We start from the raw sequence: 22,822 nt of genomic DNA, 5'->3' as shown, positions 1-22,822 counted from the left end.
TGCAGTACGGCATGGACCCGGTGCAGTTCGGCATCGTCATGCTGATCAACTGCGCGCTCGGCCTCAACACCCCGCCGGTCGGCACCACCCAGTTCATCGGCTGCGCCATCGGCGAGGTCTCGGTCGGACAGGTCATGCGCTCCATCACCCCCTTCTACGGCGCCCTCTTCATCACCCTCCTCCTCGTCACCTACGTCCCCACCTTCTCCCTCTGGCTCCCCCATCTCCTCATGCGCTGACCGGCGCTCCCGACCGCACACGAAGAATACCGCGGGGCGCCCCAATCACCGGGCGCCCCGCTGCAATGGAGACGCATCATGATGACCGCCGAACTCTGGCCGCAACTCGTCGCTTTCGGGCAGGTGGTCGCCATCGACCTCGTTCTGGCCGGCGACAACGCCATCGTCGTCGGCATGGCCGCCGCCGCCGTTCCCCAGGAGCAGCGACGCAAGGTCATCATGTGGGGCATCAGCGCCGCCATCGTCCTGCGCATCATCTTCGCGCTGATGACCACGCAGCTTCTCGCCATCATCGGGTTGACGCTGGCCGGCGGCGTGCTTCTGCTCTGGGTCTGCTGGAAGATGTTCCGCGAGTTGCGCTCCGGCGGGGCGGAGGAGATCACGCCGGAGGAGGCCCTGGACGCCCCGGATGTCCTGCCCGGAACGGCTTCCATCAACAACAACACGGCCGTCGCCGCCGTTGGGGCCGCGACCGTGGGCGCCGCCGTCTGGCAGATCGTGGTGGCCGACGTGTCGATGTCGCTTGACAATGTGCTGGCCGTGGCCGGTGCTGCCAAGGAACATCCGACCGTGCTTGTGCTCGGCCTGCTGCTCTCGGTGGCGCTGATGGGCGCTGCCGCGAACATAATTGCACGTGTCCTGCACAAACATCGCTGGATTGGTTGGATCGGTCTTGCGATCATCACTTATGTTGCGCTCGATATGGTCTGGCGGGGCTCGAACGAGGTTCTGGCCCACACGGCCTGGCTCGGCTGACGGGAAGAAAGGGATAAGGCCTGCCGCGGACGGCGTGCGGCGGCGCCAACGAGAAGCAAGACCGCCGTTGGGGAAGAGATGAGATGTCCAAATCGTTAGGAAATGCCCAGGATAGGGTGGTGCGCCCAAGCCGGCTGGGGGGCGTTCAGGGGCGCCTGTTCACCGGTGTCGGCGCCGTGATGTGCTGCACGCTGGTTGCCATCGGGGTGGCGCTGACCGGATACGCCGGCTTCGGCCGGACGCTGCAGGTCATCACCGCGGAGGCCGTGCCGTCCGCGCTCGGCGCCCTGCGGGCGGCCCAGCACGCGGGCCGTATCGACGCGCTGGCTCCGGCCTTCCGCTCCGTCACCAGCAAGGAGGAGAAGGCGGATCTCGCGGCGCGCATCGCCATGGAGCGGCACGACTTCGAACGCGAACTGCGCGATCTGGCCGAGCTGGAGCAGAACAGCGCCAACGCCGCGGCCCACGCCGGCGGTGCGTCCGAAACCGCCGCCGCCAGCAGCGCCGCCCAGGCCCTGCTCGCCAACGTCACGCTGCTCGATCAGGCGGCGGACAAGCGGATCGGGCTGAGCGACCGCCGCTCCGAACTGCTGGATCAGGTGGTCGTCGCCACGCGGCGCCTGTCCCAGCTCGTGGCGCCCTGGAAGTCGATCCACGGCAGCGGCGTGGACATGCAGCGTGCCGCCTTCCGGGACGACACCCGCCCGGCGGAGGAGCGGCTGAAGGCCGGCGAGGAGTATCTCCAGACCGAGGAGCAGCTCGCCATCGTCCGCGGCATCGACGACGGCGCCACCACCGTCCGCGGCCTGCTGACCGAAGCCGCCGCCAGCTTCGACGAAAACCGCCTGTCGATCATCGAGGCGCAGACGCGCATCCTCGTAACCACCATGACCGCCAACTCCGGACAGCTGCCCGAAGCCTCGCGCGAGGCGATGGCCGAACCGCTGAAGGCGATCGAGACCCTCTCGATCGAGCCGGAGGGGCTGATCCCCACCCGTCTGGCCGAGCTGGAGATCCTGAAGGCGCAGCGGGACCTGCTGACCAACAACCTCAGCCTGTCCGAGACGCTGTCCATGGCGGTCGTGAACCTCGTGCACACGCAGGAGGGCGCCATCACCGCCGCCGCCGAGGAGAGCGAAAAGGCCCTGTCCAACGGCACGCTCCTTCAGATCGGGGTCGGCGTGGTCAGCCTTCTGCTGTCGGCGCTGGTCGTCCTGGTCTTCGTGCGCCGGATGGTGGTGCGCCGCCTGCTCACCCTTCAGGGCGGGATGGAGCGCATCGCCGCCGGCGACCTCGACGTGACGGTTCCGTCCGGCGGCCGCGACGAGATCTCCGCGATGGCCCGCACGGTGGAGGTCTTCCGCGAGAACGCTCTCGCCAAGCGCCGGCTGGAGGCCGAGCAGATCGAATCCGCCCGCCGCGCCGAGGAGGACCGCAAGCGCTCCCTGGAGGAGATCGCCAGCAGCTTCGAAGGGGCCGTCGGCAGCGTGGTCAGCCGTTTCGTGGCGGAATCCACCGAAATGGAGGAAAGCGCCCGCAGCATGTCGGCCACGGCGGAGGAGACCAACCGCCTCGCCACCAGCGTCGCCGCCGCGACCGAGCAGACCTCGGCCAACGTAGAGACGGTCGCCGCCGCGTCGGAACAGCTCACCAGCTCCATCGAGGAGATCACCCGCCAGATCACCGAATCCACCAACATCGTCCGCGAGGCGATGACGCTGGCCGAGCGCGCCAACGGGCAGATCGGCGGCCTGGCGGACTCCGTGCAGAGCATCGGGCGCGTCGTCGACCTCATCAACGACATCGCCAGCCAGACCAACCTGCTGGCGCTCAACGCCACCATCGAGGCGGCCCGCGCCGGGGAGGCCGGCAAGGGCTTCGCCGTCGTCGCCAACGAGGTGAAGGCGCTGGCCGCCCAGACCGCCCGCGCCACCGGCGAGATCGCCGCCCAGGCCGCGGGCATCCAGAGCGCGACCGGCGAGGCCGTGCAGGAGATCCAGGCGGTCGTCCAGGTGGTCACCCGCGTCGGCACCATCGGCGCCACCGTCGCCGCGGCGGTGGAACAGCAGAGCGCCGCCACCAAGGAGATCGCCCGCAACGTCCATCAGGCGGCGCTGGGCACCACCGAGGTGACGCAGACCATCGCCGGCGTCAACGCCGCCGCCGACCGCAGCGGCACCGCCGCCCGCACCCTCCTCGACAAGGCCCACGACCTCGCCGACGGCGCCAACGCGCTCAACCGCGAGCTGTCCGGCTTCCTCCAGCGCGTCCGCGCGAGCTGATAAAGGCGCCCTTCCCCGCGGCGGTGCGCGGGGAAGGGCGTTTCTCCTTTATTCCGAAATCACGATCTGGCGTTCGCGCCCGCCCTTGCCGACGATCTTCAGCACGCGGCGGCCGCGCTCATCGCGGCTGGATTCGTCCAGCACGACCCGCCCCAGCGCGGCGAGCAGGTGAAGAAGCTCACTGTTCGAGGCCACGCCGAAGCCTTTGCGAAGCTCCGCCAGCAGGACCTCGGTCTCATCGCGCGTCGTCACGGGTCCTGCCCTCCGGCTTTTGTTTGTGGGGCCCAGCCTGCCGCAGGACGGGCGCCGCTGTCGAGTGCCCTGAAAGCGCAAGACAACAGCTTGACAGGCGGCTTGCCAGCGCGCCTCGCGGCCACTACGGTCACTGCCCGTATCGTCACCCCCGCGCCCGATGGCGCCGGCGGACCAGTCAGGAGAGGCAGCATGGCAAAGACAGGCAACGGGCGGAACGGCGCGGGCAAGCCGACCTCCGGAACCTTCACGGGCACGCCGGCGGAGCGCCTGGTCCGCTATTGGCGCAACAGCGACCGCCGCTTCGACGAACTGCTCGACGAAACGCTGGACGCCGGCCGTCAGGCAGTCCTGGAAGCCGCGCTGGACAAGCTGCGCGAGGAGGAGCAGCCGGAGTTCCTGGACGAGGTGGAAACCATCGCCGAATCCGTCCGCCGCACCGACTCCCAGGGCGACGACATGATCGCCACCCTTTTCTGGCTGGCGGTGGAGGTGTCCGGCGACCTGTCGCAACCGCCCGCCGTGGAGACCATCGAAGAGGCGCTGGATTCGACCGGCCTGCTGGAGACCGCCGCCGACACGCGCCTGCTGCCGGTCTGGCTGGAGCCGGAAGCTCTGGTCTATCTGGAGGCCGCCGACCGCCGCACCCTGCTGCTGCGCATGCTGGACTCGACCGACGCGGCGCTGCGCTTCGTCCGTGAGGCCGACCTGCTGGCCGATCCGGCGGACGCCGGCACCCGGCTGGTCGGCGTCGTCGGCCTGATCGAGGAGGAGGCGGAAGCCGTCGAGGCCGCCGGCGAGGACGCGGTTCCCGATTTCCTCGGTCTGGCCCGCGTCGGCGAGGACGGCGAACCCGAACTCGACCCCGCGGAGGAAACCCGCATCCGCGAGGCGCTGACCCGCTTCACGGCGGCCGTCCAGGGCGCCGACCCGCGCGTCCAGCGCTGCGAGCCGGCCGGTGGACTGAACGACCTGCTGGACCTGATCGCCGAGGCCGGTTGGACGGACGACGGCGAACTGGCGGAACTCGCCTCCTTCATCGACGTGGCAAGCGACGAAACGGCGGACGCCGTGGTGGACGTGGTGGTGACCAGCACCGCGCATGGCCTGTTCGTCCGCGCCTTCAACGCCGACGGGCGGCTGCTGGACGAGCGGGCTTTCACGCTGCAAGGCGACGAGGCCGCCCAGGCTGTCACCCTGCTCCAGCAGCGCTGCCGGACCGTCACGAAGGAGTAAAAAGAGGCGGTTCCCGGGCGTCTTGTGACGGGACGCCCATTCGCCACCCTGTTGTTCGGCGCGGAAATCGGGTACACCCCTATTTGCAACCCGGTTTCCTGTCCCCACCCCAGTCTTGGAGCTTCTTCGATGCGCGACCAGTCACTCTCCATCGCCGAGGCGGCGGCCTGGCTGAAGTGCTCGGAAGCCGAGGTGGAGGAACATGTGCAGGCGGGCCGGCTGCGCGCCGACCGGCTGGAGCCGGCGATCGACCGGATCTCGCTCAACACCGTGATCGTCCTGGCGGAGAGCCTGCCGGTCGAACGCCGCATCTTCGAGGTGCGCGAGGCCGCCGGGCGGATGGACTCCTCCGAATCCCGCGGCCACTACCCGTCCCGCCCCTCCGGCGGCATGGACCAGCGCCCACCGGTGGTCGTGGAGCGCCGCCCCTCGCGGTCCTTCACCCCCCGCTGACGGCATCAGCCGGGGTCCCGGTCCAACTCGGGCGCCGCCGGGCGGAGCCCGCGGCGGCGCCTGATTTCCGTTGGCTCACACCAGTTCGACGCGCAGCGCCGTCGGGCCGCCGTCGCCCGGCACGGCGACGAAACGCACGTCCTCGCCGTCGGCCACCACTTCCAGCCCGGACTGGCGCAGGATCGCGCGGTCGAAATAGACGCCGATGCCCGTCTCGTCGTCCCACGGGTCGATCAGGCCGGACTGGCTGTCCAGATTGTACCAGCGCACGGTGCCGTAGATCATCTCACCGGTGGGCACCGGCATCAGGGCCGGGGCCGACCGCTCGCGCCGCGGCTTGGGCTCGCGGATGGGCGCCGGGGCGGCGGGGCGCATGGCCTGGGGATCGCCGGCCTCCGGCTGCCGCTGCCGGCGCTGCTTCGGCGCGCGGGCCGGCTTGGCCTCCGCCGGGTCGGCGGGGGTGATGGAATGGATGGCCACGACCTGCGGCCCCTTCGGGGTCTCGGCGATGTCGCAGACGAGGCCGGTGCCCTCGGTCAGCGACACCTCGCCCAGCGAGGCGAGAACCCGGGAATGCAGAAACGCCTCACCGCTTCCGTCGGCGAAGCGGACGAAGCCGAAGCCCTTGTCGGCCTTGTACCATTTGACGACCGCCGTAACCTGCTGCTTTTGCTCTTCGCTCACTCTGGACACTCGATGCATGGAGGACAACCGGTCCAACAGTGACCGGATTTGTCGATCCGCGCAATGCGGCATCCGTTCGACGCCCCCGCAATCGCATTTCTGTTTCTCCTCTCCCCTCCGTGCGGAAGGGATGCCCCGCCGCACCGCCAAAGAAGAGGGCCATGGAAAAGAACGAAAAATTTTAAGTAAACGTCCGGAAACGCCCTTTAAATCCGCTTTAAAAGCCGCCCTGTACTCTCCCTTCCGAAGTCCATCGCGGAGAATCCCGTGGCTCGCTTCCGGCCCAACCGATTTAGGATGAGGATCTCCCGATGAGCCTGTTCAGCGCCATGCGGTCCGGTGTGAGCGGCATGTCCGCGCAAAGCTCGCGGATGGCCGCCATTTCGGACAACATCAGCAACTCCGCCACCATCGGCTACAAGCGCGCCGCGGTCGACTTCTCGACGCTGATGACCTCCTCCGGTGCGACGAGCAACTACGCCGCGGGCGGCGTGCGCTCCAACGTGCACTATCAGGTGTTGAAGGACGGGACCATCCAGGGCACCCAGTCCGCCACCGACATGGCCATCGAGGGGCGCGGCTTCTTCGTCGTCGCCGACAACGCCGGCACCACCGGAACCTCGCCCGGCTACGCGCTGACCCGCGCCGGCAGTTTCCTGCCCGACGACCAGGGCTTCCTGCGCAACAGCGCCGGCCAGTATCTCCAGGCCTGGAAGCTGGGCCCGGACGGCAGCCTGCCCGCGGTGAACCGCAGCAGCTTCGACGGGCTGAGCGCCGTCTCCATCGCCGGGCTGGCCTATGGCGGCAGCAAGACATCGCAGATGAGCTTCGCCGGCAACCTGCCGGCCCAGGCCACGGACGGCACCAGCTTCGACACCTCGACCTCGCTCTACGACGGGCTCGGCAACCCGCTCGACGTCACGATGACCTGGACGAAGACGGCCAACCCGAACGAATGGACGCTGTCGGTGACGCCGCCCGCCGGCTACACCGCGACGCTGTCCACCAACACCGTCACCTTCGACACCACGGGCGCCAACGCCGGTCTGCCGGCGGGCGCCCTGCCGCAGATCACGCTGACCTCGCCGGCCAACCCGACGCCGGACACCGTCAACGTCTCGGTCGGCAACCTGACCCAGCTCAACGGCGATTACGTGCCGCAGTTCATGGGCGACGGCGCCCGCGCCGGCCGCGTCAGCACGGTGGACGTCGACAAGGCGGGCACGCTGTGGGCCGTCTACGACAACGGCGCCCGCCAGCCGCTCTACCAGGTGCCGGTCGCCGACGTGGTCAACCCCGGCGGTCTGGTCCCGCAGGACGGCAACACCTACACGCTGGGCATCGACAGCGGCACGATGACGCTGAGCAACGGCAACAGCGGCACCGCCGGCTCGGTCGCCGGCTACGCGCTGGAGCAGTCGAACGTCGACATCGCGGAGGAGCTGGTGTCGCTGATCGAGACGCAGCGCGCCTACTCGTCCAACGCCACGCTGGTGCGCACCGCCGACGAGATGGTGGACGAGACCACCCGTCTGAAGCGCTGACGGACGGGAAAGGGGATAGCCCGCCATGAGCCTCCAACTGGCCCTCAGCGCCGCCCTGTCCGGGCTGCGCGCGACCCAGCAGCAAGCCGCGCTGGTCTCGCACAACATCACCAACGCCACCACCGCGGGCTTCGTCCGCAAGGATCTGGCCGTCTCCACCGCGATCAGCGGCGGGCGCGGCCAGGGCGTGCGCGTCGACGGCGTGCTGCGCAGCGTGGACGAGTTCCTGATCCGCGACGCCCGGTTCGAGCAGAGCCGCTACACCGCGCAGGAGACCCGCGCCTCGGCGCTGGCCGACTACGCCACGGCGCTGGGCCAGCCGCAGGACGAGCGATCCGTCTCCACCGCCCTGGCCAAGCTCCAGCAGTCCTTCAGCCAGCTCCGCAACCAGGCGGACAACGAGGCGGCGCGCACCGCGGTGGTGGATTCCGCGGAATCGCTGGTGCGCCGCCTGCACGACACCGCCGCCGCCGCCATCACCGTGCAGAACGACGCCAAGACGCGGCTCCAGTCCTCGGTCGACGAGGTCAACCGCTCGCTCGTCCGCATCGGGGAGCTGAACAGCGCCATCGCCACCCAGAAGGCCAAGGGCGCCGAGACCGGCGACCTGATGGACGAGCGCGACCGGCTGCTTGATCAGGTGTCGAGCGAGATCGGCATCCGCACCCACACCCGCGAGAGCGGCGAGGTGGTGGTGATGACCCGCAACGGCCAGACGCTGCTCGACCGCGAACTGCCGGTGGGCGCCCAGCCGCTGCAGCTCGTCGGCGGCGATCTGGTGGCCGGCGGCAAGATCATTTCCGACAACCCGGAGCAGGACATCCAGAGCGGGCGCATCATGGGCTATGTCCAGACCGCCCACCAGGACATGCCGCGGGCGCTGGCCCAGCTCGACGAGCTGGCGGCGGGCATCGTGCAGCAGTTCCAGGCGGCGGAGGCCGACCCCACCCAGCCCGGCCTGTTCACCGACGCCGGCGCCGCCTACGGCGCGACGGAAGGTCTGGCCTCGCGCATCGCCGTCAACGGCAGCGTGCGAAGCAACCCCTGGATGGTGCAGAGCGGCGTCCAGGCGGGCGCTCCGCTGGCGTCGGGCGACACCACGCAGATCGACCGCTTCCTGAACGCCTTCTCCGCCACACGCAGCTTCGCCGCGGCGGACCTGCCCTCCTCGGCCACGCTGGGCGACTACGCCACCGGCATGGTCTCCACCCAGCAGGGCTACCGCACCACCGCCGAGTCCGAGATGAAGACCCGCAAGATCAGCGCCGACGCGCTGCAATCGGCGCGTCTCAACCGCGACGGCGTGAACGTCGACGATGAAATGCAGAAGCTGCTGCTGATCGAGCAGAGCTACGGCGCCAGCGCCCAGGTGCTCCAGGCCGCCGGGCGGATGCTCGACACGCTGCTCCAGATCCGGAACTGACGCCATGCTCTACAACGCCGTCTCCACCCTCGGCCTCAGCAAACGCCTGCAGACCGCCAACACCGAGCTTCAGCTCGAGCGGCTGCGCAACAACGACGAAATCGCCAGCGGCAAGCATTTCGACGTCGCCAAGGCGCTGGGTGCGCGCACCGGGCAGGCCATCGCGCTGCGCAACCTGTATGACGAGACCGACCAGACCCTGAAATCAACCGCCCTGCTGCAGGGGCGGCTGGGCACCATGGACAGCGCGCTGACCAACATCCTGTCCGCGGGGCAGGACGTTCTGGCCGCCGCCTCGGTCGGGCTGGGCCAGCCCTCGCCCACCGGCAGCTCGCTCCAGGTGCGGGCCCGCGCCATGCTGGAGCAGGTGGTTGGCATGCTCAACGCCTCCTCCGGCAATGGCTACCTGTTCGGCGGGGTGGAGGTGAAGACCGCCCCCATGCGCGCCGTGCAGGGCGACGAGTCCGGCCTGCCCTCGCCCATCCAGATCGTGCAGGACACCATCGCCGCGGCCACCGGGGGCACCGCGTCGCCGCAGACCCCGGCCGAGACCGCCGCCGCCGTGGCGGCTCTGGACGACCTGTTCGCCGCACCGTCGGCCTCGCCGCTCGGCTTCGAGGGCGGGTTCTATCTGGGCGCGCCCTCGACCGCGCCGCGCCTCAGCGCCCGGCTCGACCGCACGACCGAGATCCCCTACGGCATCCAGGGCAACGACCCGGCCATGCGGGACCTGCTCCAGGGCCTCTACATGCTGGCCAGCGTCGACACCAGCCAGCTGCCGCTGGACGCCTACAAGCCCTACATGGAGGCGGCGGTCGCCAAGGTGTCGGGCGGCATCGAGGGGGTGCGCGACGCCACCGCGCAGCTCGGCATCCACCGCGCGCAGCTCGACGACATCGCGGCGATGAACACGACGCAGCTGCGCGTCCTCAACGACCAGCTCGACGCGATGGAAAGCGTCGATCCGGCGGAGGCCAGCCTGCGCATGAACCAGCTCGAGGTGCAGATCGAGGCGACCGCGGCGGCCACCGCACGCATCGCCCGGATGAGCCTCGCCAATTACCTGTAGGGCGGCACGACCTCCCCACGGGACGATGAAAGACGGTCTGATGACGCACGGCCCGACGAAGCATGGCCCGATCCGCCGCGCCTTCCGCGCCCTGGCGCTGGCCATGGCCTGCCTGCTGGCCGCCGCCGCCGTGGCGGAGGAGGGGCTGGCCCAGACGCGGGTGAAGGATCTCGTCACCTTCGACGGGGTGCGCCGCAACCAGCTCATCGGCTACGGCCTCGTGGTCGGGCTGAACGGCTCGGGCGACCGGCTGATCAACACGCCCTTCACCGAGCAGAGCCTGAAGGGCATGCTGGAGCGGCTGGGCATCAACACCCGCGACGAGGTGCTGCGCACCCGCAACGCCGCGGCGGTGATGGTCACGGCCTCGCTGCCGCCCTTCGCCCGCCAGGGAACGACCATCGACATCACCGTGTCGGCGCTGGGCGACGCCACCAGCCTGCTCGGCGGCACGCTGCTGGTCACGCCGCTGCTGGGCGCCGACGGGCAGGCCTACGCCGTGGCCCAGGGGTCGCTGTCGGTCAGCGGCTTCTCGGCGGGCGGGGTGGCCGCCAACGTGACCAAGGGCGTGCCGACCAGCGCCCGCATCGCCAACGGCGCCATCGTGGAACGGGAACTGAAATTCGCGCTGGACGAGACGACCGCGGTCCGCATGGCGCTGCGCAACCCCGACTTCACCACCGCCAACCGCATCGCCGACGCGGTGGCGGTGCGGCTGGGCAGCAGCGCCGTCCATGTGCTCGACGCGACCACCGTCGACGTCCGCATCCCGCCCCGCTACACCGGCGCGGTCGCCCGGCTGATCGGCGACATCGAGCAGCTCACCGTGCGCCCGGACGGCATCGCCCGCGTGGTGGTGGACGAGCGCAGCGGCACCGTGGTCATCGGCGACGACGTGCGCATCAGCCGCGTCGCCATCACCCAGGGCAACCTGACCGTCCGCGTGGTGGAGACGCCCCAGGTGTCGCAGCCGCAGCCCTTCTCCGACGGGCAAACGGTGGTGGTGCCGCGCACCGACGTGCAGGTGCAGGAGGGCAACGGGCGCCAGTTCGTGACCATCGGCGGCAACGTCAGCCTGCAGCAGCTCGTCAACGGGCTGAACGCGCTTGGCGTCGGGCCGCGCGACATGGTCGCCATCCTCCAGGCGATCAAGGCGGCGGGCGCCCTGCACGCCGACCTGGAAATCATCTGACACCTCCGGCCGGACGACGACGCGATGGACATCTCCCCCCTTTCCCCGACCGCCCAAGCCGCAAAGCCCGCCCCCCAAACCCAAACCGCCGAAAAGGCCGGGCAGGAGTTCGAGGCGCTGATGGTCGGGCAGATGCTGGAATCCATGTTCGCTGGCATCGAGACCGGCAGCGCCTTCGGCGGCGGCCAGGGCGAGCGGACGTGGCGCAGCTTCATGCTCCAGGAATACGGCAAGGCCATCGCCGAAGCCGGCACCCTGGGCATCGGCCGCATGGTCGAGGCCGACGTGGCCCGCCTCTACGGCCAGACGAGCGAAGGAACCAAGGGATGAGCCGCCGTTTCAAGGACCTGATCCGCGAATTCGCCCCCGACACCAAGCCGGAGGCGGACGCCGCTCCCGTCGCCGCCCCGGAGCCCGAGATCCCCGCGCTGGCCGACGGGCCGACCGCCGTGGTGATGACGGAGTTCCTCGACACGGTGGCCGAACTCAGCGTCCTGCTGGACGAGGAGACGGCGGCGCTCGCCGCTGGCGAGCTGGAGGGGCTGGAGGTCTACGCCCGGCGCAAGCAGGCGATGGCCGACCGTCTGGGCGGCATCATGACCCAGGCCCAGTCGGGCACGCTGCGGCTGAACGACGACCTGCGCGCGATGATCCTGGAACGGGTGGAGCGGCTGGACCGCGCCATCAACGACAACGCGGCGGGGCTGGTCGCCATGCGCAAGGCCGTGCTGTCGATCAACCGCAGCCTTCTGGTGGCCCTGGAGAAGGCGGCCAGCGACGGCCTCTACGCCCCCTCCGGCCACGCGGTGCGCCCGGTCGAGCTGTCGGCGTCGGGTCTGAACGCGGAGCTGTAGGTCAGAGCTTCCCTCTCCCGCCCCGGGAGAGGGGGGCGCCGAAGGCGCCGGGTGAGGGTCGCCCAAGGATCAAGGGGCCGATTCTCGGCAGCACCCTCACCCTTCCCACGCTTGCGCGTGGGCCCCTTCCCTCTCCCGGGGCGGGAGAGGGGTTGAAAGCGCCTTGCGGAGGGTTCCGCCGCCGGATGCGGGCCGCTATAGTCCGCCGTCCGCTTGGCCGCATTCTCCCGAGGCTTCCGCATGCCCGCAACCGACCGCGCCGGACCCCCGTCGCTCGCCGTCTTCACCCACGGCGAGCTGATCGGCGACGCGCTCATCAAGATTCCCTTCGTGCGCGCCCTGCGGGGGCTGTTCCCGGACCACCGGATCACCTGGATCACCACCGAAGGCACCCATCTGGCGACCACGCTGCGCCCGATGATGGACGGGCTGATCGACGAGTTCCGCGCCGACACCGGAATCGGGCGCAGCCCGCTCGGCCTGCTGAAGCCCATGCCCATCCGCGACCGCTTCTCCCTGGTGCTGGACACCCAGGCGCTGCCCTGGCGGACGCTGCTGGCGCGGCGGCTGAAGCACGACCTGTTCGTTTCGGCCTGCGCCGGCTACCGTCTGTCCGACCGCCGCCCGCCTCCCGGCTACAAGGAGCCGCGGCATGTGCTGGACCGCCTGTTCGACCTGCTGGAGGTGGCCGGCGGGCGACGCCCGCCGCTGGACATGGCGGTGCCCATTCCGGCCGAGGCCGAGGCCGAGGCGCGCGCCGTCCTGCCCGACGGGCCGGGCTACGTCGCCATCGCCCCGGGGGCGGGCAAGCGGGTGAAATGCTGGCCGCTGGACCGCTTCGTGGAGCTCGCCCGCGCCCAGGTCGCCGATGGGCGGGTGCCCGTCTTCATCCTCGGTCCGGCGGAGCTGGATTGGCTGCCCGAACTGCGCGCCGCCGTGCCGCAGGCGCTGTTCCCGCTCCAGGACGCCGAATTGGCGGAGCCGCGCTATGCCCCGGTGCGCACCATCGCGCTGACCCGGCGCTGTGCTGCGGCGGTCGCCAACGACAGCGGGACCAGCCACCTGTTCGGCCTTGCCGACGTGCCGCTGCTGACCCTCTACGGCCCGACCATCGCGGAGAAGCTGCGCCCCAAGGTGACGCGGGGCGCGGTGCTGACCGCCGCCGCCTTCGGCGGTCGCGAGATGGAACGCATTCCCACCGACGCTGCGATCCGGGAGGTCGAGGCGCTGGTCCGCTCGTGAAGCGCTCGCCTGATGGCGGCGCAGCCCCACAATCCGTCGGGCGGAGAATTCCAGCGCCAAAGCCCCCGCTCGCCTGTTATGGTTGCGGGAAGCCTCTCGCACCACGGGGTCCGGGCATGGAAGAAAAGCTGATCGCCTACATCGGCCGGCTGAAGGAGCAGATCGCCACCCTGCGCTCCGCCGACTTCACCACCCCGGAGGAGCGGGTGTCGTGCGAGGCCGTGGCCGACAGTCTGGAACTGGTCGTGCGCGAGTTGACGGACCTCATCGAGATCCGTTGACCCGCGCCACGCCGCGAAAAACGTCCGGAATGGCGCCTGGAGTGGCGCCTCACGCCGGCTCGTAGAAGCGCGCCAGTTCGGACGCCGGGACCGGGCGCCCGATCAGATAGCCCTGGAGCTGGTTGCAGGACTCGTTCTTCAGCAGGGTCCGCTGCTCCTCCGTCTCCACGCCTTCCGCCGTGACGGCGATGTCCAGGCTCTTCGCGAGCGCCAGGATGGTGCGGATGATCGACAGGGACTCGCGGTTCTCCGCCATCAGCTGGACGAAGGAGCGGTCGATCTTCAGCTTGTCGAAGGTGAATTTCTGCAGGTAGCTGAGGCTGGAATAGCCGGTGCCGAAATCGTCCAGGGCGATGCGCACCCCGGCGGCCTTCAGGGTGGTCAGCGCCGCCAGGGCGCGTTCGGTGTCGTCGATCATCACCCCCTCGGTCACCTCGATCTCCAGCCGGTGCGGCGGCATCCCTTCCTCCTCCAGGATGCCGAGGATGGTGGCCGGCAGGTCGGAATGGCGGAACTGGACCGGCGACAGGTTCACCGCCACCTTGACCGGATCGGGCCAAGCCCGGGAGTCCCGGCAGGCGGTGCGCAGCACGAACTCGCCGAGTTGCATGACCAGCCCGCTCTCCTCGGCCAGCGGCACGAATTCCGCCGGCGGGATCATGCCGCGTTCCGGGTGCTTCCAGCGCACCAGCGCCTCGAACCCCAGGACACGGTGCGTCCGGCAATCCTCCAGCGGCTGGTAATGGACGCTGAGCGCGCCGTCGTTCAGCGCCTGGCGCAGGTCGCGCTCCAGGCCGCGGCGGGCCTGCAGCCGCTCGTCCATCGCCGCCTCGAAGAAGCGGAAAGTGCCCCGCCCTTCCGACTTGGCACGGTAGAGGGCGGTGTCGGCGTGCTGGAGCAGCGCTTCCGCCCCGGCGCCGTCCTGCGGGAACAGGGCGATGCCGATGCTCGTCCCGACCACCATCCGCTGGCCGTCCAGCTCGGCCGGAGCACCCAGCGCCTTGACCAGACGGTCGGCCAGGGCCAGCGCCTCGCCCGGCTGGGCGATGCGGTGCAGAACGGCGAACTCGTCGCCGCTCAGCCGCGCCACCGTGTCGTGGCTGGGCACGGCCTCCAGCATGCGGCGCGCCATCTCCTGCAGAAGCCGGTCGCCCGCCGGGTGGCCCAGAAGGTCGTTCACCGCCTTGAAGCGGTCGAGATCCAGATAGAGCACCGCCACCCCGGTCCGCGCCCGCCCCGCGCTGGCCAGCGCGCCGTTCAGCCGGTCGAGGAACAGGGAGCGGTTCGGCAGGCCGGTCAGCAGGTCGTGGTGCGCCATGTGGCGGATGCGCTCTTCCGCCCGCTTGCGCTCACGGATGTCGCGGACGGCGACGACGCGGGCGGGCCGGCCCTCGTGCGTGATGTCCTGTCCGTGCGCCTCGACCATGACCAGGGTGCCGTCGTCGTGCAGCAGGTCCAGTTCGACCCGCTCGGAGGTCGGATGGGCCAGCTTGCGTTCGATGTCGGAGCGGCGGTTCTGCACCACGAAGCGCAGCATGGATTGGCCGATGAACTGGGCCGGCGGTTTGCCCAGCAGTTCCGCCATGGCGCGGTTGACGTCGAGGATCACGCCGTCGCGATGGATCACGATGCCTTCCGTGGTGGCGTCGGCGAGCTGGCGGAACCGCTCCTCGCTGGCGCGCAGACGGGCCGCCTCGTGCGCCGAGCGCGCGGCCAGACGCTGGTCGACGATGGCCCCGGCGAGGCCCAGCGCCATCACCACCGTGGCCGTCACCGCGATGGCGATCGCCAGCAGGCCCGGCTCCATGATTTGGTCGGACATGTCGTGCAGTGGGTCGGGGACCAGCGTGACGCCGGCCATGCCGGTGAAATGCAGCCCACAGATGCCCAGCGCCAGCAGGGCCGCGCCGGTCGCCAGCCCCTTCAGCGATCCGATCCGCAGGGCGGCGGTGAAACCGGCCCCGCTGAGCAGCACGCCCAGGCCCAGCGACACCGCGACGTAAGCCGGGTCGTAATGCAGGTTGGCCGGAACCTGGAGCGCCGCCATGCCGGTGAAATGCATGGCCGTCGCCGCTGCCCCGGCGATGGCGCCGCCCAGCGGGGCGGCCAGCCGCCCGCCGCCGATGGCGCGGCGGATGCCCACCGCGGCGCCGCCGATGGCGATCAGGCTCGACAGGACCGTCAGGCCGACGTCGTAGCCCATGGGCAGGCTGGTCCGGAAGGCCAGCATGGCGATGAAATGGGTCGCCCACACGCCGCCACCAGTCGCCGTCGCGGCACCGGCCAGCCAGCCCCAGCGCGCCCGTCCCACCGCCGCCGCCGCGCGGCGGGCGAGGTTCAGGGACACCCAGGCACCGAATCCACAGACCGCCCCCGCCAGCAGCACGAGCCACAGATCGTGCTGCTGGGTTATGCAGGCATACACACGCATCATCCAGCGTTCATCCCGTTCCGGCGGCTCGGCGCCGCTTCCTCCGATTACCTTAATCTTTTGGTACGTTAATAATCCTTTTTCGGATCCGTACGGAGCGCGGAATCAGCATGCGCAAGTTGCGCGGACGCTACAGTCGGTAGCGGAGCGCATCGACCAGGGCGGCCAGGGCCGGCGGAATTTGCCGGCGGCTGGGGTAGTAGAGGTAATAGCCGGGGAAGGGCTTGCACCAGTCGTCCAGCACGCGGACCAGCCGCCCGGCGGCGATGTGCTCCGCCACCTCGTCCTCGAAAATGTAGGCCAGCCCCCGTCCGTCCAGGACGGCGGCCATGATGACGTCCATGTCGTTGGAGACCAGCGATCCGGTCACCCGGACGTTCACCGGATGGCCGTCCTCCTCGAACTCCCAGACATAGACGGCGCCCGACGAGGTGAAGCGGTAGTTGATGCAGTCGTGCCCGGCCAGATCCTGCGGGGCGCAGGGCACCGGACGCTGGGCGAAGTAGGCGGGCGCGCCGACGATGGCCGCCCGGATGTCCGGGCCGATGCGCACCGCGATCATGTCCTTCTCGACCTGCTCGCCCAGCCGGACCCCGGCGTCGAAGCGGCTGGCCACGATGTCGGTCAGGCTGCTGTCGATGGACAGTTCCACCTGCACCTCCGGATAGTCGGCGAGGAAGCGCGACAGCACGGGCCACAGCACCCGGACGGCGGCGTGCTTGCCGGTGGTGATGCGCAGTGTGCCGGCGGGCTTCTCGCGCAGTTCCCCCACCGCCGCCAGCCCGGCGGCGATGTCGTCCAGCGCCGGCCGCAGCGTGCGGAGCAGCCGCTGCCCGGCCTCCGTCGTGGACACGCTGCGGGTCGTCCGGGCCAGCAGGCGCAGGCCCAGCCGGTCCTCCAGCGCCTTCATGGCGTGGCTGAGCGCGGATTGGGACATGCCCAGCCGGGCCGCCGCCCGCGTGAAGCTCCCCTCCTCCGCCACGACGGCGAAGGCCGCCAGATCGCCGAGGTCGTTCCGGTTCATTCATGCACCACATTCATAAGCCCAAGCGGATTGTACCGGCTATTCGGCTCGCGGCGAAGCGGTTAGGATGCTCGTGGTTACGCTTGCGGATCGAACGGGCGGGCCGAACGAACGGATAGGGCGGGCGCTTCCGCGGAAGACCGACTCCCACACTGGGATGTTTGCCGCACCCACCGAACGGGACCACACTGCACACGGTCTTTTCGAAGCTGGGATTCACGCAAGAAAGCCCGCCGAAGGCCCGCACCATAATACCCGACAGGCAGAGTCGAGAGACAGGGATCATCCGATGATTCGTTTGAACATCAACGGGCAGGACCGGGACGTCGACGTGCCCGGCGACATGCCGCTTCTGTGGGTCCTGCGGGACGAGCTGAACCTGACCGGCACGAAGTTCGGCTGCGGCATCGCCCAGTGCGGCGCCTGCACCGTCCACATGGACGGCACGCCGGTCCGTGCCTGCCAGACCCCGGCGGAGTCCGCCGCAGGCACCAGGATCACCACGATCGAAGGCGTGTCCGGCACGGTCGCCCAGGCCGTCCAGGCCTCCTGGCAGAAGCTGGACGTGGTGCAGTGCGGCTACTGCCAGTCCGGCCAGATCATGAGCGCCGTGGCGCTGCTGACCGACAACCGCAACCCCACGGACGACGACATCGACGCGGCGATGGACGGCAACGTCTGCCGCTGCGCCACCTATCCGCGCATCCGTGCGGCCATCAAGGACGCCGCCAAGGCGATGGGGGCCTGAGCCATGTTGAACCAGCTCATCAAGCAGGCGGCGGCGGACGTCGCCTCCCCCTCGCGCCGCGGCTTCCTCAAGGGGGCCGGCGGCGCCCTGGTTCTGGGCGCCATGCTGCCCCGGAGCGGCTTTGCCAGCGAGGCTGCCGCCCCCAAGGTCGTCGGCCCGGCGGACCCGCGCCCGCAGGCCTTCATCCGCATCGCCGCCGACGACACGGTCACCGTGCTGGTCAAGCATCTGGACAAGGGCCAGGGCATCATGACCGGCCTGACCACCATCGTCGCGGAGGAGCTTGACGCCGATTGGGCGCAGATGCGCGGCGCCTTCGCCCCGGCGGACGGCGCGCTCTACGCCAACCACTTCTTCGGCATCCAGGGCACCGGCGGCTCCACCGCCGTCGCCAACAGCTGGGACGAGCTGCGCATGGCCGGCGCCGCCGCCCGCGCCATGCTGGTCGCCACCGCTGCGGCGCGCTGGTCGGTCCCGGCCTCGTCCGTCACGGTGGAAAAGGGCGTCGTCCGCCACGCCGCCTCCAACCGCAGCGCCCGCTTCGGCGAGCTGGCGGAGGACGCGGCGAAGCTGCCCGTCCCGCAGACCGTCGCGCTGAAGGACGCCAAGGACTACACGCTCATCGGCAACCCGTCGCTGCACCGGCTGGACCATGTGTCCAAGACCGACGGCACGGCGATCTTCGCCATGGACATCCGCCGCCCCGGCCAGGTGACGGCGGTGCTGGCCCGCTCCCCCCGCTTCGGCGGCACGGTGAAGTCGGTGGACGCCGCCGCGGCCAAGCAGGTGCCGGGCGTCCTGGAGGTGCTGACCCTGCCGAGGGGCGTCGCGGTCGTCGCCAAGAACACCTGGGCCGCCATGAAGGGCCGCGAGGCGCTGACCGTGGAGTGGGACGACGCCAAGGCGGAGATGCGCGGCACCGAAGAGATGCTCGCCGACTACCGCAAGCTGGCCGACCAGCCGGGCAACGTGGCCACCGATACCGGCGACACGGCGAAGGCGCTGGCCGGCGCCGCCAAAGTGGTGGAGGCGGAGTTCGTCTTCCCCTACCTCGCTCACGCCCCGATGGAGCCGCTGAACGCGACCGTGGAGCTGACGGCCGACGGCGGCTGCACCATCTGGGCCGGCTCGCAGTTCCAGGGGGTCGAGCAGAAGGTCGCCGCCGGCATCCTCGGCTGCAAGCCGGAGCAGGTGGTCATCAACACCGTCTGGGCGGGCGGCAGCTTCGGGCGCCGCGCCACGACCGACGCCGACTACATCGCGGAGGCGGTGACCATAGCCAAGGCCTATGGCGGCAAGGCGCCGGTCCATCTGGTGTGGACGCGCGAGGACGACATCCGCGGCGGCCGCTACCGCCCGCTGTTCCTGCACAAGGTGAAGGCCGGGCTGGACGCCGGGGGCAAGCTGGTGGCGTGGCGGCAGAGCATCGTCGGGCAGAGCTTCATGGAAGGCACCCCGTTCGAAGCCGTGATGGTCAAGAACGGCATCGACGCGACCTCGGTCGAGGGCGCCTCGGACATGGCCTACGCCGTGCCGAACCTGCATGTCGATCTGCACTCGCCGAAGTCCCCGGTCACCACCCTGTGGTGGCGCTCGGTCGGCCACACCCACACCGCCTACGCCAAGGAGGTGATGATCGACGAGCTGGCCGCGGCGGCGGGCAAGGACCCGGTGGCCTTCCGGCTGGAGATGCTGAAGGATCACCCGCGCCTCCAGGGCGTGCTGAAGCTGGCGGCCGAGAAGGCCGGCTGGGGCCAGCCGCTGCCCAAGGGCAAGGGCCGCGGCATCGCCGTGCATGAAAGCTTCAGCAGCTTCGTCGCCCACGTCGCGGAGGTTTCCGTGGACGAGCAGGGCCGCGTGACCATCGACCGCGTGGTCTGCGCGGTGGATTGCGGGCAGGTCGTGAACCCCAACATCGTCGAGGCCCAGGTCTCCGGCGGCACCGGCTGGGCCATCGGCCACGCGCTGCGCGACGAGATCACGCTGACCGGCGGTGTGGTGGACCAGAGCAACTTCGACGGCTACCAGCCGCTTCGCAACTCGGAGATGCCGCCGATCGAGGTGCACATCCTCCCCTCCACCGCCCGTCCGACCGGCGTCGGCGAACCCGGCGTGCCGACCGCCGCCCCGGCGGTCGCCAACGCGGTCTTCGCCGCCACCGGCAAGCGGCTGCACCACCTGCCCTTCACCCGCTCCGGCATGGTGTAAACCTTTGTCACCCCTGCAAAATGCCCCTCTCCCCACGTGGGGGAGGGGTTGAGGGGGGCGCTGCGAGGATCACGTCGCCAACGTTATGGGCCGACGTTACAGGCGGGTGTTTTCCTGGCGCATCAGGCGGTCGATCAGCACGCCGCGCACCAGGTCGGGGCCGAGCTGCTCGGCGGCGGCCTGCTTGAGGGATTTGGCGACGGCGGCGGGATCGACCGACGGGCCGTCGAAGGCGCCCGCCCCCGCCATGCCGAACAGGGCCTGCAGCAGGGCATTGCGCGCGTGGGGGAGATGGCGGCGCAGCAGGTTGGCCTGATCGGTGCTGCCGGCCTGCAAGGTGATCTGGGTCAGGATGAAGGCGTTGGTGCGGCCCTCCACCAGCACCGGCACCATCAATTGCCCGACCTCCACATAGAAGGGGCCGGGGCCGTCGCTGGACAGGTCCGGCCCGGTGCCGGCCTGCGGCGCCGTGGCCGTCTCCTCGGCGCCGAGCGTCAGCTGCAGGCGCCCGACGCCGTAGCCGACCGCGGCCGCCAGGGCGGCGCAGAGCACGAAGACCGAGTATCGGCTGGGTCCGGAACGGTCCGCCATGGTCGCGTCTCCCCCCGCTCAGAAGGGCATGACGATGTCGAAGACCTGCTGGCCGTAGCGCGGCTGCTGGACATCGGTGATCTGGCCGCGCCCGCCGTAGGTGATCCGCGCCTCGGCGATCTTGTCGTAATCGATGGTGTTCACGTTGGTGATGTCCTCGGGCCGGATGACCCCGGCGATGCGCATCTCGCGCAGCTCGTAGTTCACCCGCACCTCCTGCCGGCCGGCGATCACGAAGTTGCCGTTGGGCAGCACCTCGGTCACCACCGCGGCGGCGCGCATGGCGATGCGCTCGTTGCGCTGGATGGTCCCGGTGCCGGAGGAGGAGGAGGAGCTGTCCATGTCGACGAGGCTGGACGGGTTCACCGCGTCGGGCAGCACCGCCGGCAGCCGCGATTCCAGCCCGAAGAAGTTCGGCACGCCCGCCGACTCGGCGTTGGAGCGCTGGCGCTGCGTCTGGTTTTGCAGTTGCGCCTGATCGGCGATGTTGATGATGACGGTCAGCAGGTCGCCCACCTGCTTGGCCCGCGGGTCGCGGAAGAAATCGCGGGACCCGGTGCGCCACAGCGAACTCGGCACCTGCTCGTTGGTGTTGGGGCGCGGCATCGGCATGGAGATGACGCGCGCCTCCGGCGCCATGGCGGGGTTGGAGATCTCCGACAGGCGCGGCGCCTGCCCCACATCGGCCAGCCGCCCGCAGCCGGCGAGCGCCACCGTCAGGGCGAGGAAGGGAAGCAGGAGGCGGGGCGGGAGCGTGCTCATGACGGTGGTGTCCTTGATTGGACTCAGAATTTCGCGGGAGCCGCATTGGCCGGCATGGCGTCCGGGGGCCCGGCGACGGTGACGGTCTGCGGCCCGGTGATGGTGCCGGTGACGACGATGTTGCTGGCGACGTTCATCACCCGCACCAGCTCCCCCACCCCGCCGTCCTGCAGGGCACGGCCGCGCGCCATCAGCTGCAGCGGCCCGTCCTCGTAGACGAGGCTGACCGGCTTGTTGCGCTGGACCACCAGCGGGGCGCCGACCGCGGAGGTCTGGATCAGCCGCCCGGCGGAGAGCTGGCGGCGGCTGGCCAGCCCGGCCAGAGCGTCGCGGGAGGTGACGACGGCGCCGTTCAGCCGCTCCAGCGGCATCGGGATGGTCGTCAGGTCGCTGTCGGCGATCACCTCACCGGGCAGGATGCGGCGCGTCGGCACTGGCACCTCCACCATGATGTCGGCCTTGGCCTTCACTTCCATGATGCGGCCGTCGCTGCTGACCAGCGCGCGGACCAGCCCGCCGCGCGGGTCGTAGGACAGGTCGCGCACCGCCTCCACCGGGCCGGAGAAGGGCACGGTCAGCACCACCGAGACCCGCGCGTCCGGCGGCACCGCCGGGCCGAGCGAGGCCGCCAGCTCCTGCGCCAGCAGGGCTTCCACAGCGCCCTCACCGTCGGACAGGTAGGCCGCCTGGACGGGCGCGCCGAGCAGCTGCAGGACGACCGCGAGCCCGGCCAGATGACGAACGGAACGCCGCATGGCGGTCACCGCATGTTGGAGAGGGTGGAGGCCATCTGGTCGCCGGCCTCGACCACCTTCGCGTTCATCTCGTAGGCGCGCTGGGCGGAGATGAGTTCGGTGATCTCCTGGACGACGTTGACGTTGGAGGATTCCAGATACTTCTGCCGGATGGTGCCGAAGCCCGCCTGCCCGCCGGTGCCGTCCTGCGGTTCGCCCGAGGCGGGGGTGGCGCGGTAGAGGTTGTCGCCCATCGCCTCCAGCCCGGATTCGTTGACGAACACGGTCATCACGAGCTGGCCGAGCACGCGCGGGCGGGTCTGCCCGTCGACGAAGGCCTGCACCTCGCCCGAGGCGTTCACGGCGATCTCCCGCGTGCCCTGCGGCACGGTGACCTCCGGCAGCACCGGGTGGCCGTCGCTGGTCACGATGGTGCCCTCCGGCGACAGCTTGAAGCCGCCGGCGCGGGTGTAGGCGGTTTCGCCCGCCGGCATGCGGATGTTGAAGTAGCCGCGTCCCTCGATGGCGAGGTCCAGCTCGTTCCCGGTGGAGGTCAGGTTGCCGGTCGTGTTGATGCGGTTGACCGCCCCCGGACGCACGCCGAGGCCGACCTCGATGCCGGTCGGGATGATGGTGCCGGCGTCGGTCGACTGGCTGCCCTGGCGCCGTTCCGACTGGTACATCAGGTCCTGGAACTCGGCGCGCCCGCGCTTGAAGGCGGTGGTGTTGATGTTGGCGATGTTGTTGGAGATGACCTCGACGTTCAACTGCTGGGCCATCATGCCGGTCGAAGCGATGCTGAGCACGCGCATGGACG

Annotated in this window: 23 protein-coding genes; 15 read left to right on the top strand and 8 right to left on the bottom strand. The window is 70.2% G+C overall.

Annotated features, from left to right (window positions below; genetic code table 11):
• From DS837_RS23045 to DS837_RS23035, 3 genes are all read left to right on the top strand, one after another.
• A partial coding sequence (locus DS837_RS23045) for a TRAP transporter large permease subunit (protein ID WP_149166867.1) occupies positions 1–239 on the top strand: 239 nt, incomplete at its 5' end.
• A gap of 78 nt (positions 240–317) precedes the next feature.
• The gene (locus tag DS837_RS23040) at positions 318–995 is read left to right on the top strand and encodes a TerC family protein (protein ID WP_149166866.1); all 678 of its coding nucleotides are present in this window, start codon (positions 318–320) and stop codon (positions 993–995) included.
• A gap of 83 nt (positions 996–1,078) precedes the next feature.
• On the top strand, positions 1,079–3,277 hold the full coding sequence (locus tag DS837_RS23035) for a methyl-accepting chemotaxis protein (RefSeq protein WP_149166865.1): 2,199 nt from the start codon (positions 1,079–1,081) through the stop codon (positions 3,275–3,277).
• 48 nt (positions 3,278–3,325) lie between these two features.
• Here the strand turns inward: DS837_RS23035 and DS837_RS23030 are convergent, their stop codons facing one another.
• Positions 3,326–3,529 (bottom strand): hypothetical protein, encoded by a 204-nt coding sequence (locus DS837_RS23030; protein ID WP_014199687.1) that lies wholly within the window; start codon positions 3,527–3,529, stop codon positions 3,326–3,328.
• A gap of 192 nt (positions 3,530–3,721) precedes the next feature.
• Here DS837_RS23030 and DS837_RS23025 point away from each other — a divergent pair, with 192 nt between their 5' ends.
• Both DS837_RS23025 and DS837_RS23020 read left to right on the top strand, forming a co-directional pair.
• The gene (locus tag DS837_RS23025) at positions 3,722–4,765 is read left to right on the top strand and encodes a hypothetical protein (protein ID WP_149166864.1); all 1,044 of its coding nucleotides are present in this window, start codon (positions 3,722–3,724) and stop codon (positions 4,763–4,765) included.
• Between the two features lie 129 nt (positions 4,766–4,894).
• Positions 4,895–5,218: a hypothetical protein gene (locus DS837_RS23020; protein WP_149166863.1), complete on the top strand. Its 324-nt coding sequence runs from the start codon at positions 4,895–4,897 to the stop codon at positions 5,216–5,218.
• A gap of 75 nt (positions 5,219–5,293) precedes the next feature.
• On the opposite strand, the gene DS837_RS23015 is transcribed toward DS837_RS23020, so the two are convergent.
• Positions 5,294–5,902, bottom strand: a complete 609-nt coding sequence (locus tag DS837_RS23015) for a cold-shock protein (RefSeq protein ID WP_149166862.1) — start codon at positions 5,900–5,902, stop codon at positions 5,294–5,296.
• A 311-nt stretch (positions 5,903–6,213) separates the two neighbouring features.
• On the opposite strand from DS837_RS23015, the gene DS837_RS23010 reads away from it, so the two are divergent.
• From DS837_RS23010 to DS837_RS32165, 8 genes are all read left to right on the top strand, one after another.
• Positions 6,214–7,446 (top strand): flagellar hook protein FlgE, encoded by a 1,233-nt coding sequence (locus DS837_RS23010; protein ID WP_149166861.1) that lies wholly within the window; start codon positions 6,214–6,216, stop codon positions 7,444–7,446.
• A 25-nt stretch (positions 7,447–7,471) separates the two neighbouring features.
• A complete protein-coding gene (gene flgK, locus DS837_RS23005; RefSeq protein ID WP_149166860.1) occupies positions 7,472–8,869 on the top strand; it encodes a flagellar hook-associated protein FlgK in 1,398 nt (465 codons plus the stop codon).
• Between the two features lie 4 nt (positions 8,870–8,873).
• Positions 8,874–9,938 carry a flagellin gene (locus tag DS837_RS23000; RefSeq protein WP_149166859.1) on the top strand — a complete coding sequence of 355 codons (1,065 nt, stop codon included), beginning with the start codon at positions 8,874–8,876 and terminating at the stop codon, positions 9,936–9,938.
• A 40-nt stretch (positions 9,939–9,978) separates the two neighbouring features.
• The gene (locus tag DS837_RS22995) at positions 9,979–11,130 is read left to right on the top strand and encodes a flagellar basal body P-ring protein FlgI (protein ID WP_247890086.1); all 1,152 of its coding nucleotides are present in this window, start codon (positions 9,979–9,981) and stop codon (positions 11,128–11,130) included.
• A gap of 24 nt (positions 11,131–11,154) precedes the next feature.
• On the top strand, positions 11,155–11,460 hold the full coding sequence (locus DS837_RS22990; RefSeq protein WP_149166857.1) for a rod-binding protein: 306 nt from the start codon (positions 11,155–11,157) through the stop codon (positions 11,458–11,460).
• Positions 11,457–11,984 carry a flagellar protein FlgN gene (locus DS837_RS22985; protein WP_149166856.1) on the top strand — a complete coding sequence of 176 codons (528 nt, stop codon included), beginning with the start codon at positions 11,457–11,459 and terminating at the stop codon, positions 11,982–11,984. Before DS837_RS22990 ends, DS837_RS22985 begins: the two co-directional genes overlap by 4 nt.
• A gap of 240 nt (positions 11,985–12,224) precedes the next feature.
• Positions 12,225–13,226 carry a glycosyltransferase family 9 protein gene (locus DS837_RS22980; RefSeq protein WP_149166855.1) on the top strand — a complete coding sequence of 334 codons (1,002 nt, stop codon included), beginning with the start codon at positions 12,225–12,227 and terminating at the stop codon, positions 13,224–13,226.
• A 116-nt stretch (positions 13,227–13,342) separates the two neighbouring features.
• On the top strand, positions 13,343–13,507 hold the full coding sequence (locus DS837_RS32165) for a hypothetical protein (RefSeq protein ID WP_014199676.1): 165 nt from the start codon (positions 13,343–13,345) through the stop codon (positions 13,505–13,507).
• Between the two features lie 49 nt (positions 13,508–13,556).
• Here DS837_RS32165 and DS837_RS22975 read toward each other — a convergent pair whose 3' ends face one another.
• On the bottom strand, positions 13,557–15,941 hold the full coding sequence (locus DS837_RS22975) for a bifunctional diguanylate cyclase/phosphodiesterase (RefSeq protein WP_149166854.1): 2,385 nt from the start codon (positions 15,939–15,941) through the stop codon (positions 13,557–13,559).
• A gap of 127 nt (positions 15,942–16,068) precedes the next feature.
• Positions 16,069–16,962, bottom strand: coding sequence for a LysR family transcriptional regulator (locus DS837_RS22970; RefSeq protein ID WP_149166853.1), 894 nt, complete (start codon positions 16,960–16,962; stop codon positions 16,069–16,071).
• Between the two features lie 289 nt (positions 16,963–17,251).
• Between DS837_RS22970 and DS837_RS22965 the strand changes: the two genes are divergently transcribed.
• Entirely contained in the window at positions 17,252–17,710 is a 459-nt protein-coding gene (locus DS837_RS22965) for a (2Fe-2S)-binding protein (RefSeq protein WP_149166852.1), read from the top strand.
• Positions 17,711–17,713: 3 nt separating this feature from the next.
• Positions 17,714–19,918, top strand: a complete 2,205-nt coding sequence (locus DS837_RS22960) for a xanthine dehydrogenase family protein molybdopterin-binding subunit (protein WP_149166851.1) — start codon at positions 17,714–17,716, stop codon at positions 19,916–19,918.
• Positions 19,919–20,014: 96 nt separating this feature from the next.
• Here the strand turns inward: DS837_RS22960 and DS837_RS22955 are convergent, their stop codons facing one another.
• The 4 genes from DS837_RS22955 to flgG are packed head-to-tail and all read right to left on the bottom strand — an operon-like array spanning position 20,015 to position 22,817.
• Complete coding sequence (locus tag DS837_RS22955) at positions 20,015–20,509, bottom strand: hypothetical protein (protein ID WP_149166850.1); 495 nt, start codon at positions 20,507–20,509, stop codon at positions 20,015–20,017.
• An 18-nt stretch (positions 20,510–20,527) separates the two neighbouring features.
• Positions 20,528–21,271, bottom strand: a complete 744-nt coding sequence (gene flgH, locus DS837_RS22950; protein WP_149166849.1) for a flagellar basal body L-ring protein FlgH — start codon at positions 21,269–21,271, stop codon at positions 20,528–20,530.
• A gap of 23 nt (positions 21,272–21,294) precedes the next feature.
• Positions 21,295–22,026, bottom strand: a complete 732-nt coding sequence (gene flgA / locus DS837_RS22945) for a flagellar basal body P-ring formation chaperone FlgA (RefSeq protein ID WP_247890085.1) — start codon at positions 22,024–22,026, stop codon at positions 21,295–21,297.
• Positions 22,027–22,031: 5 nt separating this feature from the next.
• Entirely contained in the window at positions 22,032–22,817 is a 786-nt protein-coding gene (gene flgG / locus DS837_RS22940; protein WP_094305780.1) for a flagellar basal-body rod protein FlgG, read from the bottom strand.
• Positions 22,818–22,822: the final 5 nt, after the last annotated feature.

This window comes from Azospirillum brasilense (assembly GCF_008365405.1).
In the GTDB taxonomy this organism is placed as follows: domain Bacteria; phylum Pseudomonadota; class Alphaproteobacteria; order Azospirillales; family Azospirillaceae; genus Azospirillum; species Azospirillum brasilense_D.
Note: the sequence above shows the minus strand (reverse complement) of the source record. Positions and strands in the feature narration are given on the sequence as shown.

What these genes read in the sequence shown, in the direction of transcription:
- DS837_RS22975 (WP_149166854.1), bottom strand. Translation starts at nt 15,941, where the DNA reads ATGATGCGTGTGTATGCCTGCATAACCCAGCAGCACGATCTGTGGCTC.
- DS837_RS22965 (WP_149166852.1), top strand. Translation starts at nt 17,252, where the DNA reads ATGATTCGTTTGAACATCAACGGGCAGGACCGGGACGTCGACGTGCCC.
- DS837_RS22955 (WP_149166850.1), bottom strand. Translation starts at nt 20,509, where the DNA reads ATGGCGGACCGTTCCGGACCCAGCCGATACTCGGTCTTCGTGCTCTGC.
- DS837_RS23020 (WP_149166863.1), top strand. Translation starts at nt 4,895, where the DNA reads ATGCGCGACCAGTCACTCTCCATCGCCGAGGCGGCGGCCTGGCTGAAG.
- flgK (WP_149166860.1), top strand. Translation starts at nt 7,472, where the DNA reads ATGAGCCTCCAACTGGCCCTCAGCGCCGCCCTGTCCGGGCTGCGCGCG.
- flgG (WP_094305780.1), bottom strand. Translation starts at nt 22,817, where the DNA reads ATGCGCGTGCTCAGCATCGCTTCGACCGGCATGATGGCCCAGCAGTTG.
- DS837_RS22995 (WP_247890086.1), top strand. Translation starts at nt 9,979, where the DNA reads ATGACGCACGGCCCGACGAAGCATGGCCCGATCCGCCGCGCCTTCCGC.
- DS837_RS22970 (WP_149166853.1), bottom strand. Translation starts at nt 16,962, where the DNA reads ATGAACCGGAACGACCTCGGCGATCTGGCGGCCTTCGCCGTCGTGGCG.
- DS837_RS23025 (WP_149166864.1), top strand. Translation starts at nt 3,722, where the DNA reads ATGGCAAAGACAGGCAACGGGCGGAACGGCGCGGGCAAGCCGACCTCC.
- DS837_RS32165 (WP_014199676.1), top strand. Translation starts at nt 13,343, where the DNA reads ATGGAAGAAAAGCTGATCGCCTACATCGGCCGGCTGAAGGAGCAGATC.
- DS837_RS23035 (WP_149166865.1), top strand. Translation starts at nt 1,079, where the DNA reads ATGTCCAAATCGTTAGGAAATGCCCAGGATAGGGTGGTGCGCCCAAGC.
- DS837_RS22985 (WP_149166856.1), top strand. Translation starts at nt 11,457, where the DNA reads ATGAGCCGCCGTTTCAAGGACCTGATCCGCGAATTCGCCCCCGACACC.
- DS837_RS23000 (WP_149166859.1), top strand. Translation starts at nt 8,874, where the DNA reads ATGCTCTACAACGCCGTCTCCACCCTCGGCCTCAGCAAACGCCTGCAG.
- DS837_RS23040 (WP_149166866.1), top strand. Translation starts at nt 318, where the DNA reads ATGATGACCGCCGAACTCTGGCCGCAACTCGTCGCTTTCGGGCAGGTG.
- DS837_RS23010 (WP_149166861.1), top strand. Translation starts at nt 6,214, where the DNA reads ATGAGCCTGTTCAGCGCCATGCGGTCCGGTGTGAGCGGCATGTCCGCG.
- DS837_RS22980 (WP_149166855.1), top strand. Translation starts at nt 12,225, where the DNA reads ATGCCCGCAACCGACCGCGCCGGACCCCCGTCGCTCGCCGTCTTCACC.
- flgA (WP_247890085.1), bottom strand. Translation starts at nt 22,026, where the DNA reads ATGCGGCGTTCCGTTCGTCATCTGGCCGGGCTCGCGGTCGTCCTGCAG.
- DS837_RS22960 (WP_149166851.1), top strand. Translation starts at nt 17,714, where the DNA reads ATGTTGAACCAGCTCATCAAGCAGGCGGCGGCGGACGTCGCCTCCCCC.
- DS837_RS22990 (WP_149166857.1), top strand. Translation starts at nt 11,155, where the DNA reads ATGGACATCTCCCCCCTTTCCCCGACCGCCCAAGCCGCAAAGCCCGCC.
- flgH (WP_149166849.1), bottom strand. Translation starts at nt 21,271, where the DNA reads ATGAGCACGCTCCCGCCCCGCCTCCTGCTTCCCTTCCTCGCCCTGACG.